The organism is Acetivibrio clariflavus DSM 19732 (assembly GCF_000237085.1).
GTDB classification, from domain to species: Bacteria; Bacillota; Clostridia; order Acetivibrionales; family Acetivibrionaceae; genus Acetivibrio; species Acetivibrio clariflavus.
This window is the reverse complement of sequence record NC_016627.1, coordinates 3,182,848-3,199,384: the sequence shown is the minus strand read 5'-3', so window position 1 is coordinate 3,199,384 and position 16,537 is coordinate 3,182,848. Positions and strand designations below refer to the sequence as shown.

Sequence of the window (16,537 nt, the reverse complement as noted above, 5' to 3'; positions counted from 1 at the left end):
GGAGGGATTGGCTTGACTAAAAAAATTATTAATATAGTAATAATTATAGGGCTTCTGATTAATATTTCTTCGTGTGCGCTCTTTCATAAACCTATTGACGAAAGGACAGGATTTTCCGGATATCTCAAGCAGACTGAAGAATATATAAAAAGCGAAGATTGGGAAAAGGCAAAATTAAGTCTGGAAGACTCAAAAAAGATCTGGGAAAAGCTCAAACCCCTTCTTCAAATTGATATTGACCATGATTATGTAAATAGTATGGAAGAATACCTTGAAAAATTGGGCGGTTATATAGAAGGCAAGGACAAAGGAAACTCCCTTGCGTCTATATTAACTGTGGAGGATATTTGGAAAAAGATAGGATCGATGTAACTGATATATTATTTTTTGAAATTGCTTAACAATATTTTGTGATATGTGTTAAAATTGAATAAGGTTGTTTACCAAAACGTTCTTTAGGCCATTTTAAAACTTTCTGGTTATTAGTAAAAATTCTACATAGTCCTTTTTGGAAACAACCCGTCAAAAATTTTTAGGAGTGAGGCAAAATGAAAAGGCTGGCATCAGTATTGACAATAATTTTAATTCTCATTTTGAGTTGTTCAGTGTTTGCTCAGAACAATACTTTGCCATATTTACATAGTATTGCATTTAGTAATTCCGGAATATATACAGCGGTGGGTGATGCCGGACTTATTATTACATCTCAGGATGGGGTTGTTTGGAATAAAGCAGTGTCAGCTTCAGCGGAAAACATTAACGGAATAGTTTGGGCGATGGGAAAGTTTATTGCAGCAGGAGATAAGGGTACTATAATGACTTCAGCTAATGGCAGGGACTGGACTAAAACTGATATATCGGGAAAGGAGATTGATTTAAACAGTGTTGCCAGCAGCGGCAATGAAATTGTTGCCGCAGGTGATTCAGGGACGGTTTTAGTCTCAAAGGACGGAATTTTATGGGATCAAATAAGAATGGCAACAAAGGAGAAAATATATAGAGTCAGATGGATAAATGACAGATATTTTGCTGTCGGTGAACCGATGCTGATTCTTACGTCTAAAGACGGAATTACATGGGACGAGGTTAAGGCGGAACCGTCTTCTGCGGTTTTGTTTACAGATATAGCGTGGAATGGAGAAAAATATGTAGCGGTAGGAGAACAATCGAATATATGGATATCGGAAGATGGACGGAAATGGACACAGAACGAGTCAGTACTAAGCAAAGAGGAAATGGACAATACACAAAATATCTATTCGATAACATGGACGGGAAGTAAATTTGTAGCTGTAGGCGACAGAGGAAAAGTTTTGTCTTCAGCCGACGGTTCTGATTGGAAAAGGGAAGACAGTGCCACAAACAAGGATTTAAAAGATATTGTATATTCAGACGGAAAATACGTTGTTACCGGTGAAAAAGGTGTAATTCTAACTTCCGGTGATGGAGTTAAATGGAATAATCATTATAGTATAAGTGCTCAATCAAATAATATAACTTTAAAGCAGGGTCAGAAAAAGTCGCTTGAAATTATGCTGAACTATCCCTACGGAGAGTCGGAAGATGTTACGGCTGAGACTTCATTTGAAGTGCTTGACGGGTTCGATGTACTGACGGTAGAAAAGAATGGTGAAATGAATGCAATCGGTGTCGGTAAGGCCTTGGTGAAAGCCACTTATGATACAAAATCCATAGAAATTTCGGTAAGTGTTGAAAAAGATGCCGATTTACAAAGTCCTGCCGATGATCCGAACCAGGGAAGAGACAATGGTCAGTCCGAAAGCGGTATGAGCCTTTCGAATATATTGCTGCTCGCAGGATCAGGTATAATTGTAGCAGCACTGATTTTAGGTGCGATATTATTGATAAAAAAGAAAAAAGTTTAGAAGAGATAAAAGGTGGCATATAAGGATGAACAACTTTGGATTTAAATAAAGTTGTTCATCTTATGTTTAGTAAACTTGTCTGTTTTGTATTAAAATATGTATTGTAAGAGAAGATAAACCGAGGGGTTATATAGGGGGAGAAAATTGTGAAGGTCAGGACTATAGGAATTGTATATGAGTCAAAAGAGGATGCGCTTAAGATTGCAAGCAGTGTTGTTGAAAAAGAACATGTTAGCATTGATGTTATGTATCATTGGAGGGAAAGGGAAGAGATTCAGGCAGTTACGGCAGCCCTTAACAAATTGGGGTTTGAAGTGAGATTGCTTGGTACTCCTGAAGATATCATTAATAACATCAATATAATAAAAAAACAAGTGGATTTTATTTTTAATATGTCATCCGGCTTTAGAAAAAGATTTAGGCTGTCGAAAGTTCCTGCCATTTGTGAAGCTGCAGGAATTCCTTATAGCGGTGCTGATCCTTACACTATGACGGTTTGTCAGAATAAACATCTCATGAAATCCTTATGGGATAAGATGAATATACCTACTGCGCCCTGGGTGTTTGTTGAGGATATCTCTAAGCTAAAGAGACTTGAAACTTCCCATTATCCTCTTATAATTAAGCCTGCCTTCGAATCGAATTCAGTTGGTATAAACGCAAATGCTGTTGCATATAACAAGGATGAGTTAATGTTAAAAGCTGAGACGATTTATGGTACTTTGCACCAGCCTCTGATAATTGAAAAGTTTATTTCCGGCAGGGAGTTCAAAGTTTTTGTTATAGGCAATAAAAGAGAAAAGTTTACAGGTATGATTGAGTATCTGAAGAGTAATGGGACTTCTCTCAACAGTGAGTTCATTTATTTTAATGCAAAACTTAATGGGGATTACCGTGAAGTAAAAAGAGATATAAATCTTAAAGATTATAAACATATCAAATCCCAATGCGAAGCTATTTACGACATGTTCATACCCCTTGATTACGGAAGCTTTGATATACGTGTGGATGATGAAGGAAATCACTATTTCCTTGAATTTAATTCTGATGTTTCTCTGCATCCGAAAAAGGCAATGGCCAAGTGTTGTGAATTATACGGTATTGATTATGTTTCAATGGTAAAAAGAATTCTAAAGTCTGCTGCTGAAAGATGGGATATTGTGTTACAGTAAAAAATAAATATCATGGGGTAATATGAAGTTTAATAAATATAAAAATTAGAGCATAAAAAAATAGATTGATATAAATTTTATTATTTTTAGAAAATTCTGCTTTATAAAATAGAAGTATATGCTATAATTATGTTATTATGAGGCAAGATGTTTTTTTGATAATTGCTGTAGTTTGATGGCTGTGTAAAAATAACGCATAAATTTTACTTAATTTTATGCGTTAAATATATGAAAAGGAGAGTTAAAAGACTTCTTGCACATTAATAGTAAATTTTTAAGGAGGGAATTTTGGATGAAAGACATTTTTCTTAATTTAAAAAGGATTGTGAAAAATTCAAAAGTGCTGTGGTCTTTTTTTATCCTGCTTCTATTCTTATTTGTATTTGGTAAGAATGGTGTTCAAGCAAAAATTATTAACAATGAGTTTGTGGACTTAACCTTTACAATTGATTCAAAAGATTATTTGACGAGAAGTATAAAGAAGAAAATGGACATAGCTCCTTTTATTGAAAATGGATATACTTTAGTGCCGTTTAGAACAATTTTTGAGGAACTTGGATATACTGTTAGATGGGATGACAGTGAAAGATCAATTATTGCAGTTAAAATGGGAAGTCAAATGAAGCTTTACATAGACAATAATGTAGCGTTCGTGAACGGTGAACAGAAAGTTATGACGGTTGCACCTAAAATAGTAAGTGGGAGAACATTTGTACCGTTAAGGTTTGTTTCTGAAAATGCCGGTGCAAATGTAGTTTGGGATGATGCTAAAAAAGCAATTTACATAACAAGAGTTGGTAAGTATGAAACAGGTGGAGTTTTGTTCTATGAAAAAGGGAAGAATAACAATAATACGGTTTATGTTTATGATGGAAACGATTTTAAGGTAATACCTTTAAATAATAAATCAATAGTGAACTGGTATTCTTATAAAGGTAGAATTCTTCTTACAATGTTTGATTCGACCACAAGTAAAAACAATTTTGCACAGTATAAAGATGGCAGATTTGAAATTTTAATTAATGATTTTGATATTCAGGAGACTTTTGAATACAATAATAATTTGTTAATTCACGGATACGATAGAGAGCAAAAATTTAACAAGTTATATAGATTTGACGGAGAGTCGTTGACATTAATTGAAAACAATTTTTATGTAGGAAAGCATATTGAAGTAAACGGAAAATTGTTGGTAAATAAATATGACAATACAAGAAATTATACTTTGCTGGTTTTTGACAAAAATTCTTCGAATCCATGGACTCCAAAGGTTCTTTCCGACGACTTTATTATAAAAGATTATGTTATATTCGATAATGTTGTATATATGACCGGGGTTTTAGAAACGGGAAAAGACAAACCATTAGCTTCTTATAATTCATTCGGTACTGATAAAAGTTATTTTAAAATATTACTTGGTGACACAGATATAAATATCAATGATTTAGCTGTTTGTAGAAATGAAATATATATTGTAAAATCCGGAAAGCTTTATAAGTTAACTAACAGTGGTTTGAATAAAGTCTTGTTTGAATACAGGAAGAATGTATACATTGAGTATAGTGTAACTAAAATAATAGCTTACAAAGATAAACTGTATGTAGCTGTTAAGGGTGGATCATATATTGATTCGAATGGTAAAACAGTAAAAGGAGACTATCCTAAAATAAGTTCTTTTGTTATGGAATATGAAAACACAGCGTCTACAAGAGTTTTTATTAAAGATTTTACTTTAAAAGAGTTTAGAATTGAAAGTGATATACTTCTTTCGCTAGGTACCATAGGTTCTAGTAAGGATTCAGCATTATACATATATAATGGTGTAAATGATCCGACATTTACATTGGATGTTTTGAGTATAAAAAATACTCTATCCGTTAATAACAAACTGTTTATTGATGTTACCGATAAAAGCAGAATAACTGATAAGCAAAGAGATACAATGTTAATATATGAAGGAAATACCATTAGAAACCTTGTTGTTGATATGAAAACAAAATATTGGGATTCAGTAAGAGACAGTTTAGTATTTTCAGGATATGAAGCCGGAATTAATGCCAATAAACTTTATTCTTACGGATATGCCTTTAATGAGCTTCTTGGCAATTTTGACGTAAAATATTGGAATAAGATAGAGGATACATTATTTGTATGCGGTAGCAGTCCTTTAGATAAGAAATTTGAAATTTATAAATTTAACAATGCAAATAAAATAGCTTTACAAGATAATTTGGAAATTATTAAGGTCATAAAAGCTAAAGGGAATTATTACCTCATATACGCTTATGACCGAGATAATCAATCTCCTTTGAAAGGAAAGAAAATTCTTTATATTTATGATGATTCCACAAGAGACTTTATAGAGATGAAGGTAAACATGGAAATTAGTGATATGATTTTTATGCAATAAGGTTTTCAATAAACTCCGGATGTATATTTCCGGAGTTTATTTATTTAAATGCAGTTTAATCGTTATTTATAACATTTATAAAATAAATAATTGATTTTTTTAAATATGCGAAATAAAAAATAGAATAAGGACGAATATACTGTTAAGGAAGATATTTGTAATAAATTATAATTCTAAATATTCATTTCAAAACTACCTTTCCAGGAATTGTAATTTATTGTATACTTCCTTTTTCCTTTGTAAGCCGCTTTCTTATCATTGACAAAATGACAAGAAAGAGGTTCTTTTTTTATTATTGAAAGCTGAGTTTGTTTTTTATATAAAATTTTTTGCTCATTGACAATGATGTATTATTTTTTGGTCTGACAGATTTGGAGATAAGTGCAAACATGCGGGAATGGCCCGGATAGAGCTAATAGATAAGTTATAGTTGGAAAATTGTACTTTTCAATATATAATAGATATATAGATATTTTTATAATATAGCAGAGGTGTTGAAATTTCCGCCTGAAAGACGTGTGTGAATAAATATTCAAATTAACCTTAAGGTGTATCTGTGAACTGAAGATGATGTTTATTTAGGATTACTGGGCAAGAAATGTAGAATGAAGAGGTGGAACATTTGTTATTTCTTTTTTCAATATATAACTCCGAAGTTAAGGAGGATTTAGCCAGCATTATCGATAGAATCAAAGCGGGAGACGATCAACTCAGAGAAGAATTCATTGTAGATTACATTCCTTTTATAATCAAAGTACTTTCCAATTCGGTAAAAAATAAGATTGATATAAAGAACAGTGATGAATACAGTATTGGTTTAATAGCTTTTAATGAAGCAATTGAGAAATATGATAACAGCAAGAATAAAAAAGGGTTTAACTTTTTTTCCTTTGCAGAGATGGTAATAAAAAGAAGAATAATTGACTATTTCAGGATTAGCTCGAAAAATAAGGAAATGCCTTTCTCATATTTTGAATGGGATGATGAGCATTTTGAGGACAAATTCCTTCAGGATGAATCGTCGGCAGGATATGAGAGAATTGAAGTGTTTCAGGAAATAAAGCATTATTCGGAGATGCTTAAAAGTTTTGGCATAAAAATAAGTGAGCTACATAAATATACGCCCAAACACAGTGATTCTATCAGGATGTGCGTGGAGATAGGTCGTAAAATTGCAGAGAATAAAGAGGTTTTCAATAAGCTTGTAAAAAAGAAGTATTTTCCTATGAAAGATATAATGAAATTTGTAAACGTACATCCCAGCACGATAGAAAAAAACAGGAAATTTATTATATCGGTAAGCCTTATTTATGGCAATAACTATGAGCATCTTAAATCATACTTTAATAGTGGCAGGTGAATTATTGTGGCAACGTATAGAGGTTTGATATTTAGTTTGGACAAAAAGTCGGCAGTAGTGGCTACTCCTCAGAACGCAGTATATAAAATCAATCGCACCAGTACAATGTATATAGGTAAAGAAGTTGTGTTTACAGATAAAGATATTATAAACCATAAATATTACATAAAGAGATATTTAGCTGCTGCAGCATGTTTTTGCTTAATTATAAGTATTGCTGCCAGCTTAATTGCAAACTTCAGTAAAAATTTATTTACCATGCAGGAATATGCTTATATCTGTATGGATATTAACCCCAGTGTAGAATTTACTATCGATAAGCTGCAAAAGGTTCTTAAAGTTAATTCTTTGAACAAGGATGCAGAGGTGATTTTGAGTGGAGAAAATTTCAACGGTCTGAAGCTGGAGGATGCTTTTGCTAAATTATACGGGATATGCAAAGATAAAGCTTTTATAAATGAAAAAAGCAAAGTATATATATTGATTTCAGGTGCAGCAAATCCTGATAATAAGGAGTACAAAAAACAAGCTCAAAGGGAAGAGGATGTTATTGAAAATATTTTAGTGAAATTAAAGGAGAATATAAAAAAGACAAGCGGTTCCGATACAGATATTGTTGCGCTTGAAATTGAACCGAAAACCAGAACACAAGCTTTTGAACAAGGTGTTTCTCCGGCAAAGTTTGCCCTTTATTCTGAAATTATAAAGAATGGAAGAGATATATCGATTGAAGAGCTAAAAGGGGCTTCAACCGAAGAACTGGTAAAGATTTATAATGATGTGAAAAAGAGTATCGAATCTTCAACGGGAGCAAAGCCAACAAACACAGTTATTGAAGAAAATACAATTTCTCCAAGCCATACTCCGGAATTAACCCCGACGCCTTCGGTGACAGAGACTCCAACTGCTTCGGTGACGGAAGGTTTTGCATCTTTGGCTACACCGGCAGAGCAGATAGTTATAAATACTCAAAATATACCTGTTAAAACACCTGAACCTAAACCTTGGCCTCAACCTGAAATGATGCCTAAACCTGCACCGATACAAATAATTCCGGGAACGGGATTAAGAGGCGATTATTTTGATAACATAGATCTTACCAACTTTAAATTAACTCGTGTGGATAAAACAATTGATTTCTTCTGGGGTGTAAATTCGCCGGCAAAAGAAATCAGGAATGATGAATCTTACAGTGTGCGATGGACTGGAAAAATAAGGCCTCTCTATAGTGAGGAATATACTTTCTATATCAGCCGGGACAACGGAGTTAGACTTTGGATTGACAATAAACTGATAATAGATAAATGGGACAATCTTGTAGGTCTTGACGAGATGGGAAAAATTTACCTTGAAGCTGGCAAGCTTTACGATATTAAACTTGAATACTTTAATAATACCGGCAATGGATTTGTCAAACTCGAATGGAGCAGTGCAAGTACTGTAAGGTCTATTGTACCTACTGAATGCCTGTATCCGGCGGAACCAAAGCATTATGGAAGTTCCATACCCGGAAAAGGTATCGGCTTGTTCTATGAGTACTTTGATGAAGATAACTTAACAAATCCAAAAGAAAAGGGAATTGATAGCGTTATTGATTTTAACTGGGGTGTTGGATCACCAAGCAAATCGATTAATCAGGACCAGAAGTTCAGCGTACGTTGGACAGGCTTTATACAGGTGCCTTATGACGGGGATTATGTGTTCTATGTCAGTTATGATGATGGAGCAAGTTTATGGATAGACAGACAGCTTCTGATAGATAAGTGGACAGCAAGCGAGATAAATACAGCAAAGACTGAGGCCATCTCTTTGAAAGCCGGACAGAGGGTTGAAGTAATGCTTTTGTATCGCAATACAGGTTTGGCAGGAAGTATCAGGCTTGAGTGGGAAGGCCCCGGCATTGAAAGGTCTGTTGTTCCACAAAGCTGTTTATATCCAAGATAACAACTCTTCCCTTTAGAAGGGAGAGTATAAAATAGAAAAATTTTTAAGGGAGGAATATTTATGCTTAAGAAAAGAAAGTTGGTTTTATCGGTTGTGCTTTCAATGGTATTGACTTTGGTAAATTTCCCGAAAACCAACGCAGCAAGCTATACAGCTTCTGTAGATGTCAATACCACATATCAGACTCTTGAAGGGTTTGGTGCGGCAATAGCATGGTACAATGACTATTTGACAACGCATCCAAACAAGAATGACCTTTACAGAATACTGTTTTATGATTCCGGTCTGGATATTTTGAGACTCAGGAATCAGTACAGAAACAGCAATAATTTTGGCTACGACGATATGGAGATTGTCAAGTACGGTAAAATAATGAATCCCAATCTTAAAGTTTTGCTTTCTTCATGGTCACCGCCATCGGATCTGAAGAGAAATGGTGTTATGAATGGAGGAACCCTTGCAAAAGAAAACGGATCCTTTGTGTATGAAAAGTTTGCCGATTATTGGTATAACTCTTTGGTTGCCTATAGGGCAAAAGGAATTATTCCTGATTACATAAGCATCCAAAACGAACCGGAGTATGAGAGCGGCGACTGGGAAACTTGTATTTTCAGGGAAACTGAAACTTCTGAATATCCCAGTTATGCAAAGGCTCTGGACGCTGTTTATGAAAAAATAAAGGATTTACCGGACATGCCCAAAATATTGGGGGTTGAATCGGCAGGTATAATGAACAATACTGTTCAAAACTACGCAAGATACATGGACCTTTCCAAGGTATACGGTATTGCCCATCACCTTTACAACGGTGGAGATCCCTATAATCCTGACAGCTTTAATGACATATTCAGAAGCCTGGCAAGAGATTTTGCCGATAAGCCGCTGTTTATGACAGAGTATGATTACGGAACACCTTTCACTACTGCAGAATTGATCCACAACTCCCTTGTGGTAGAAGGTGTTAGCGGTTATTTCTACTGGGATCTCATTTGGGAAAACTCACAAAGACCTTTGGTGGCTATTGAAGTTCCGAGAAATCCGGAACAATGGACTACAAAAGAAGGTTATATAATTTCCGACTTCTATTATATCATGCAGCAGTTTGCGAAATTTACAGATCCGGGATACAAGAGGGTGGACGCTTCCGTCAGCTCAAACGATATAAAAGTTTCTGCCTTTGTATCACCCGATAAGAGCAAATTGACAATGATATTTATAAACAAAGGATATAGTGAACATTCGGTTGCACTTGATTTGAAGGGCTATTCTTCCAATAAGTCGATAATATACCGTACACTTCCTGAAGGTAATGAAAGATTTAAAAAGGTTGGAAGCCTCTTCGGAAACACAGTTACCCTTCCGGCCAGATCGGTTGTGACAGTAGCATTGGGAGTTGACGATGAGGAACAGATACCTCCACAGCTTCCGACACCAACACCTAAACCTGAGTCAAGAAGTGCCTACGATATAATACAGGCTGAAGACTATAACGAAATGTACGGTATTCAGTGCGAAACAATTGCCGATGACGGAAATAAAAATGTTGCCTATATAGAAAACGGAGATTATATTCTCTTTAAGGGAGTAGACTTCGGTACCGGAGCAACAGGTTTTGAGGCTAGTGTGGCTAGTGCTGAAAGCGGAGGAGCAATTGAAATTCGTCTTGATGAATTATATGGAACTACTGTGGTAAAAATACCGGTAAGCGGCACTGGAGACTGGCATAATTATGTAACCGTCAAAGCCGATATACCGGAGATTAAAGGTAAACATGACCTATACCTGGTATTTACCGGTGGTGGCGGATATCTGTTCAATATTGACTGGTTTGTATTTACAGGAGGAACTGTTGAAAATCCCGTACCTGAGGTGATTTATGGCGACGTTAATGGAGACGGAGACTTTAATTCGATTGACTATGGATATCTGAAGATGTATTTGCTTGGTCAAATAAAAGAGTTCCCTTCAAAAGACGGAATGATTGCGGCTGATGTAAACGGAGACGGAACTGTAAATTCGATAGATTATGCTTATATGAAAATGCGATTGCTTGGTCAGATTAGTAAGTTCCCTGTGGAATAAGCTTTTAAGCTTAAATATCAGCCATTTCAAAATGTATATGTTTTTGAAATGGCTGATACAGTTTTAGCTTATATTTTATAAATATTTTTAACGAGGCGATTATATATAAATATTGTTTTAATAATCTGTTTTATCCAAGTAATTGAAAAGGCCAAAAATGCAAGGTTTAACCGTGGAGTTTTTGTTTACATCGGATAAGTTAGATGTTATAATTAATATAAAATGTATAAAATTATGTAGTCTGAAAAAGTTGTTTGACTACATAATTTTTTGTCAAATTTTTAATATTTTTGTAAAATTAAATATAATTATATTTATTAAAGGAGGCTTTTCGTTAATGAAGGCAAAAAAAGGGTTGTACATATTACTTACTGCGTTGCTGGCATTTTCGTGTATGTTTTCCAATTTTGCATTTGCCGATACCGCACCAAGTATCAAAATTGAATTGGACAAGACTTCTGCTGCAGTTGGAGATATTATAAAAGCGTCTATTGTTGTGAATAATGTAAAAGGATTTGCAGGATATCAGGTAAATATAAAATATGACCCAACGGTATTGGAAGCCATTAACCTTGATACAGGTGCTGCTTTTACCAATACTACCGTTCCTCAGAGCGGAACAATTTTGAATAATTCCGAATATGGTGTCTTACCTATTGCATCTCATAATGTTTCACAGGGTATTTTGAATTTCAGTAAGGCTTATACAAATTTAAACAGTTACAAAGCCAGTGGCTCGGCAGAAACAACAGGAACAGTTGCAGTAATTGGATTTAAGGTACGGAGGGCTGAAGAGACAAAAATTGAGTTTGCTCAGACAAGTACTATGCCGACAGCTGTGTCCGGTGTTTTGTTGTTTGACTGGGATGGGAACAAACTGACCTCCGGTTATTCAATTATAAATCCTCCGGCTATAAATGCAACTTCAAATACAAATATACCTACTCCTATTGTTGTAACAACTCCATTGGAAATTACTACTTCTACACCAACACCTACTTCATCAGGCAGCGGTAAAAAGGGAGAAATTGAGCCTAAAGTAGTAAACAATGATAATACCAGAGTGATTTACAAGTTTGAACAGAAGGATTTGGAGACTGCATTGCAGGATTTGACTCCGGATTCTAAGGGAGTAAAGAAAGTTGATTTAACATTGGCTGGGGTAAAAGGAGCTACTGCATATACTCAGGAGTTCCCCAACCAGGCATTACTTTCAAATGTTTTATCTTATAAGATAAATATGATTACGGCTTATGCAACTTTAGAGCTTCCGGCAAATATGTTAAATACCGATGCTTTGGCTTCAAAGGTTAGAAGTGCTTCAAAAGTTGCTATTTCAGTGGAAAGAGATTATAGTTCCGGTTTATCTTCCGATATACAGGGAAAAATAGACAATAGACCTATGATTAAATTGAGCCTTAATGTAAATGATGTGCCTACAGATTGGGTCAATCTTGAAAGTCCTGTAAAGGTATATATTCCATATGCTCTTACTCAGGAAGAAAAGAGCTCAATTGAGCATATTGTGGTTTTAAGAATTGATAACAACGGAAATGCTATACCGGTAACTAATGGAAGATATGACGAAAAAACTAAATCTGTCACATTTACAACATCACAATTTGGAAGGTTTGCAGTGGCATATGTGCATAGAACATTTAATGATCTGGAATCCCATGCCTGGGCAAAACATCAGATTGAAGTATTGGCATCAAAGGGTGTAATAAATGGTACTTCCGAAACTACCTTTGCACCACAGGCCTATATAACAAGAGCAGACTTTATGGTACTTTTGGTTAAGGCTTTGGATTTGAATGCTGTGGTTGATTCAAATTTTGATGATGTACCTGCCGATGCCTATTATTATAACCAGATTGGTATAGCGAAAAAGCTTGGAATTACAACGGGAGTCGGCGATAACAAGTACAATCCGAAAGCACAGATAACAAGGCAGGATATGATGGTTCTCATTACAAGAGCTCTTATGGTTACAGGCAAGATAAATTCAGAAGGTACAGCCGATGTTATTGCAAATTATACGGATAAAGGTGATATTGCACCTTATGCTGTAACAGGTGTAGCAACTTTGGTTAAAGAGGGAATAGTTTTGGGAAGCAATAACATGATTAATCCAAGAGGAAATGCTTCAAGAGCTGAATTGGCTGCTATTGTATACAAGATTTATAATAATTATAATAATTAATATTAAAGATGGGTGTTTAAATTAAAAAGAAAGACCAGCTAATTAAAGTCAAGAGTTTATAATAAAAATTTTGAGAAATTTTTTTAGGCTCCTGACGTTAATGAAACGCATGACAACAAGACCACCTAGGTGAGGTAGACATAAAATAGCTGGTCTAAAATAGCAAGTTGCTCTTTGAAAACTGAACATCAAGTACAGTACTATCAAGCTGCTGTATGCTTTGCTGCAAGCATTTGAGCGTGTTCCTGGGGGCTGCGTAACTGGTAAGGTTTCCTATCCCTTAGGACAGCAAAGATGATACAAACAAGCTTGCGCATAACAGCTCCCAAAGCTACTTTCTTAGGCTTACTCTGGCATTTTTGTTGGTAGAACTCCAGCAGCACAGGGTTGCAAGCTGTCTTATCCCGCTTGGTACGGATATTAGCAAGAGCAATTGTGAAAAGCACCCTGCGAAGCAGCCTTGAACCTCTCTTAGACATCTTGTTCCGTGTGCCGGTAAACTCTCCGGACTGCATGACAGAGGGGTCAACGCCGAAATAAGCAACCAGCTTGCCTGGCTTTTTAAAGGCTGAAAAGTCTCCAATCTCCGCAAGAATAGTAGCAGCAGAGAGAAGGCCTATACCTGGCAGGCTCTGCAAAAGTTCAAGCGTCAATGCCAGCATGGGCATATCCTTCGCCATATCTTCAGCAATCAGTAGACGAATGGACTTAAGGACTTTCTCCAGGCTTTCTTCCAAGGTTTTGATCATGGAGATATATACGCCCAGCATAATAACATTTGAGGCATTATGAATGCTCAGAGGTGCAAAATCTCTGGCCTTGGAGACCAGAAGCTCATACTTGGCAGTTGACCATTTGAGGCTTTTGCGGGATTTCTTCTGAATCAGTGAAATCAGCTTGTTCCTGTCAGCCTTAAGAATATGGGCAGGAGTAGGATACTCCTCCAGGACAGCCATAGCAGCCTTTGAAAATATATTGGAGAAGACATCCTTGAAGTTAAGCATGAGTTGGTCAACAATACCGGTAAGCCTGTTTTTGTAGGCGGTAAGCTCATCACTCAGTTTGTAGTACTGGCGACATAGGCTCCTTAGGCACTCAATATCCTCATTGGGGATGTTGGTTGACTTAAGTTCCTGAAATCTATAGAGTAGGGCAATTTTCCGGGCATCCACTTTATCATTTTTCACTTTTCTGATTCCAATATTTTTGATAGAATCAGTTTGGATGGGGTTTGTTACCGAAACCTCAAATCCAGCTTTACAAAGTGAATGGAAAAGGATTTTGTGATAGTGCCCGGTGGATTCCATGACTATGAAAGGCCTTGAAGCAAAATCTTTTTCCGTTTTATTAAGCAATTCAACGGCTCTTTCAACGTCGGTATTGGAATCATGGTGAATCTTCATGCGGGCAACCACTTCATTGGTAGGAGAAAGAATCGCCATTTCACTGAAGAACTTACCCACATCAATTCCTGCAATGGGTCTGAAATTCATTAAAATGCCTCCTTTTTAAGATTAATGGACTTAAAAGCCTCCATTCCTTCCCATGTAAGCAAACAACCTTGCATGTGACACGAGGAACCAGCCAAAGAGCTGGCCTCAACCAGCCAAATCATGTAGACTTACCGGAATGGATAAATACTCTTTCTTACGGGTAATCGGCCCGCTAAGGTCCGTCCCAGGAGGTGAAACACTCACCTTCCAAGTCCGGAAGATATTATACATGATTGTCAAGGTTCAGGCCAACAGTTGCTGGCAAAATGGCTAAGATGTGAAGCCGGATGATGTGCTTGATGTTTAGAAAAGAATGAAGTTTGAAGTGTTATGTTAACAATGAATTTTAATGGGTCGAACAGTGGCTTCGGTCACTGATTTAATACAATATTAATTGTACAAGGGAGGTCAATTGCGATCTCCCTTAAAAATTTCTAAAGAGAGGATGTAAAAAATCTTGTGTATAAGAGATTGAATGTTCTCCTTCTTGGCAAGAATTTCTAATAAGAAAAGCTAAGGAGGAGAATTTTATGTCAACACTATCAAAAGAACATATAAAGCAATTAGTTCGGGAAAATAATTTCCAAAGCGTATCAGATGTAAATGCATATCTAAAAGACATTTTTAAAGATATTATTCAAGAACTGCTTGAGGCAGAACTTGAAGCAGAATTGGGTTATGCAAAAGATGATGTGGCAAATAAAAATACCGATAATAGCCGTAATGGTTATACACCAAAAAAAATAAAAAGTGAGTTTGGTGAAATTGATATACAAGTGCCTAGAGATCGTAAAGGAGAATTTCAACCTAAAATTATCCCAAAATATCAGCGTAATGTTTCCGGAATTGAGGAAAAAGTTATAGCTCTATATGCAAGGGGAATGTCTACAAGAGATATTAGTCAACAAATTGAAGAACTTTATGGATTCAGCCTGTCTCCGGAGATGGTTAGCAAGATTACTGACAGAATTGCTCCAGAAATAAAAGAATGGCAGCAAAGACCTCTTGAACCTATATATTCTTTTATATTTATGGACGCAATTCATTATAAGGTAAAGGATGAAGGAAGAATAACAAACCGGGCAGCTTACGTTGTTCTAGGAGTTACTATTGATGGATATAAAGATATCTTAGGGATATGGATTGGTGATAATGAATCGTCAAAATTTTGGCTTGGTGTACTGAATAACCTTAAAAATAGAGGAGTACAGGATGTTTTAATTTTTTGTGTTGATGGACTTACCGGACTTAAGGAAGCCATAAATGCTGCATATCCAAAATCTGAAGTGCAGCGTTGCATAATACATCAGCTGAGAAATTCTTTTAAGTATGTGCCATACAAAGACCTAAAAGCATTTAGTAATGATTTCAAAGAAGTATATCATGCTATTAATGAAGAAATAGCATTAGAAAAACTTTATGAACTTAAAGAAAAGTGGGGAAAGGAATATCCTTTTGCAATACGTAGTTGGGAAAATAACTGGGATGTTATAAGTCCATTTTTCAAATTTCCAGAAGAAATACGAAAAATAATTTATACTACAAATATAATTGAAGGACTACATCGTCAGTTTCGTAAGGTCACAAAAACAAAAACAATATTTCCAACAGACAGTTCACTAGAAAAGATTTTATATTTAGCATCAATGAATGTAGTAAAAAAATGGACACAACGTTACAAAAACTGGGATAGAGTACTTAGCCAATTGGTAATCCAATATCCAGGTAGGCTGGAAGAGTATATTTAAAAGCATTCACCCCCACCGCCCTCAAGGGCTCATCCTCATCGCCGGATGGGCTAGACCTCACAAAATTAAAAATATAGGTTTAAAAGGCTAATACTGACCATTATAAATGATTATTGCCAGATTTAATCAAGTTTATGTATAAAACTTAATAAATCCGGCAATAATATACAATGGAAAGGCAATAAAAAACAATATTCTGTAAACCTTGTCAACTAAAATTTACTTGCTAAAGAAGGATT

General features: G+C 35.5%; 10 protein-coding genes. 9 read left to right on the top strand and 1 reads right to left on the bottom strand.

Going from position 1 to position 16,537, the window contains the following annotated elements; all coding sequences use genetic code 11:
- The first annotated feature begins 12 nt into the window (after window positions 1-12).
- The 8 genes from CLOCL_RS13465 (at window position 13) to CLOCL_RS13430 (ending at window position 13,057) form a co-directional block, all read left to right on the top strand.
- Window positions 13-372, top strand: a complete 360-nt coding sequence (locus tag CLOCL_RS13465; RefSeq protein WP_014255857.1) for a DUF4363 family protein — start codon at window positions 13-15, stop codon at window positions 370-372.
- A gap of 176 nt (window positions 373-548) precedes the next feature.
- Window positions 549-1,886, top strand: a complete 1,338-nt coding sequence (locus tag CLOCL_RS13460; protein ID WP_014255856.1) for a WD40/YVTN/BNR-like repeat-containing protein — start codon at window positions 549-551, stop codon at window positions 1,884-1,886.
- 146 nt (window positions 1,887-2,032) lie between these two features.
- On the top strand, window positions 2,033-3,058 hold the full coding sequence (locus tag CLOCL_RS13455) for a D-alanine--D-alanine ligase family protein (protein WP_014255855.1): 1,026 nt from the start codon (window positions 2,033-2,035) through the stop codon (window positions 3,056-3,058).
- A gap of 292 nt (window positions 3,059-3,350) precedes the next feature.
- Window positions 3,351-5,468: a copper amine oxidase N-terminal domain-containing protein gene (locus CLOCL_RS21170; RefSeq protein WP_014255854.1), complete on the top strand. Its 2,118-nt coding sequence runs from the start codon at window positions 3,351-3,353 to the stop codon at window positions 5,466-5,468.
- Window positions 5,469-6,090: 622 nt separating this feature from the next.
- The gene (gene sigI, locus CLOCL_RS13445) at window positions 6,091-6,828 is read left to right on the top strand and encodes an RNA polymerase sigma-I factor (protein WP_014255853.1); all 738 of its coding nucleotides are present in this window, start codon (window positions 6,091-6,093) and stop codon (window positions 6,826-6,828) included.
- A gap of 6 nt (window positions 6,829-6,834) precedes the next feature.
- Window positions 6,835-8,772, top strand: coding sequence for a PA14 domain-containing protein (locus CLOCL_RS13440; protein WP_014255852.1), 1,938 nt, complete (start codon window positions 6,835-6,837; stop codon window positions 8,770-8,772).
- 60 nt (window positions 8,773-8,832) lie between these two features.
- Window positions 8,833-10,854, top strand: a complete 2,022-nt coding sequence (locus CLOCL_RS21165) for a carbohydrate-binding protein (RefSeq protein WP_014255851.1) — start codon at window positions 8,833-8,835, stop codon at window positions 10,852-10,854.
- Window positions 10,855-11,191: 337 nt separating this feature from the next.
- On the top strand, window positions 11,192-13,057 hold the full coding sequence (locus tag CLOCL_RS13430) for an S-layer homology domain-containing protein (RefSeq protein WP_014255850.1): 1,866 nt from the start codon (window positions 11,192-11,194) through the stop codon (window positions 13,055-13,057).
- A 203-nt stretch (window positions 13,058-13,260) separates the two neighbouring features.
- Here the strand turns inward: CLOCL_RS13430 and CLOCL_RS13425 are convergent, their stop codons facing one another.
- Window positions 13,261-14,550 carry an IS110 family RNA-guided transposase gene (locus tag CLOCL_RS13425; protein ID WP_014254024.1) on the bottom strand — a complete coding sequence of 430 codons (1,290 nt, stop codon included), beginning with the start codon at window positions 14,548-14,550 and terminating at the stop codon, window positions 13,261-13,263.
- A gap of 530 nt (window positions 14,551-15,080) precedes the next feature.
- Here CLOCL_RS13425 and CLOCL_RS13420 point away from each other — a divergent pair.
- The gene (locus tag CLOCL_RS13420; protein ID WP_014255849.1) at window positions 15,081-16,298 is read left to right on the top strand and encodes an IS256 family transposase; all 1,218 of its coding nucleotides are present in this window, start codon (window positions 15,081-15,083) and stop codon (window positions 16,296-16,298) included.
- The last annotated feature ends 239 nt before the right edge of the window (window positions 16,299-16,537 follow it).

Excerpts from the sequence above, each read along its gene's own strand:
- CLOCL_RS13460 (WP_014255856.1), top strand. The coding sequence starts at position 549 with ATGAAAAGGCTGGCATCAGTATTGACAATAATTTTAATTCTCATTTTG.
- CLOCL_RS21170 (WP_014255854.1), top strand. The coding sequence starts at position 3,351 with ATGAAAGACATTTTTCTTAATTTAAAAAGGATTGTGAAAAATTCAAAA.
- CLOCL_RS21165 (WP_014255851.1), top strand. The coding sequence starts at position 8,833 with ATGCTTAAGAAAAGAAAGTTGGTTTTATCGGTTGTGCTTTCAATGGTA.
- CLOCL_RS13430 (WP_014255850.1), top strand. The coding sequence starts at position 11,192 with ATGAAGGCAAAAAAAGGGTTGTACATATTACTTACTGCGTTGCTGGCA.
- CLOCL_RS13425 (WP_014254024.1), bottom strand. The coding sequence starts at position 14,550 with ATGAATTTCAGACCCATTGCAGGAATTGATGTGGGTAAGTTCTTCAGT.
- CLOCL_RS13420 (WP_014255849.1), top strand. The coding sequence starts at position 15,081 with ATGTCAACACTATCAAAAGAACATATAAAGCAATTAGTTCGGGAAAAT.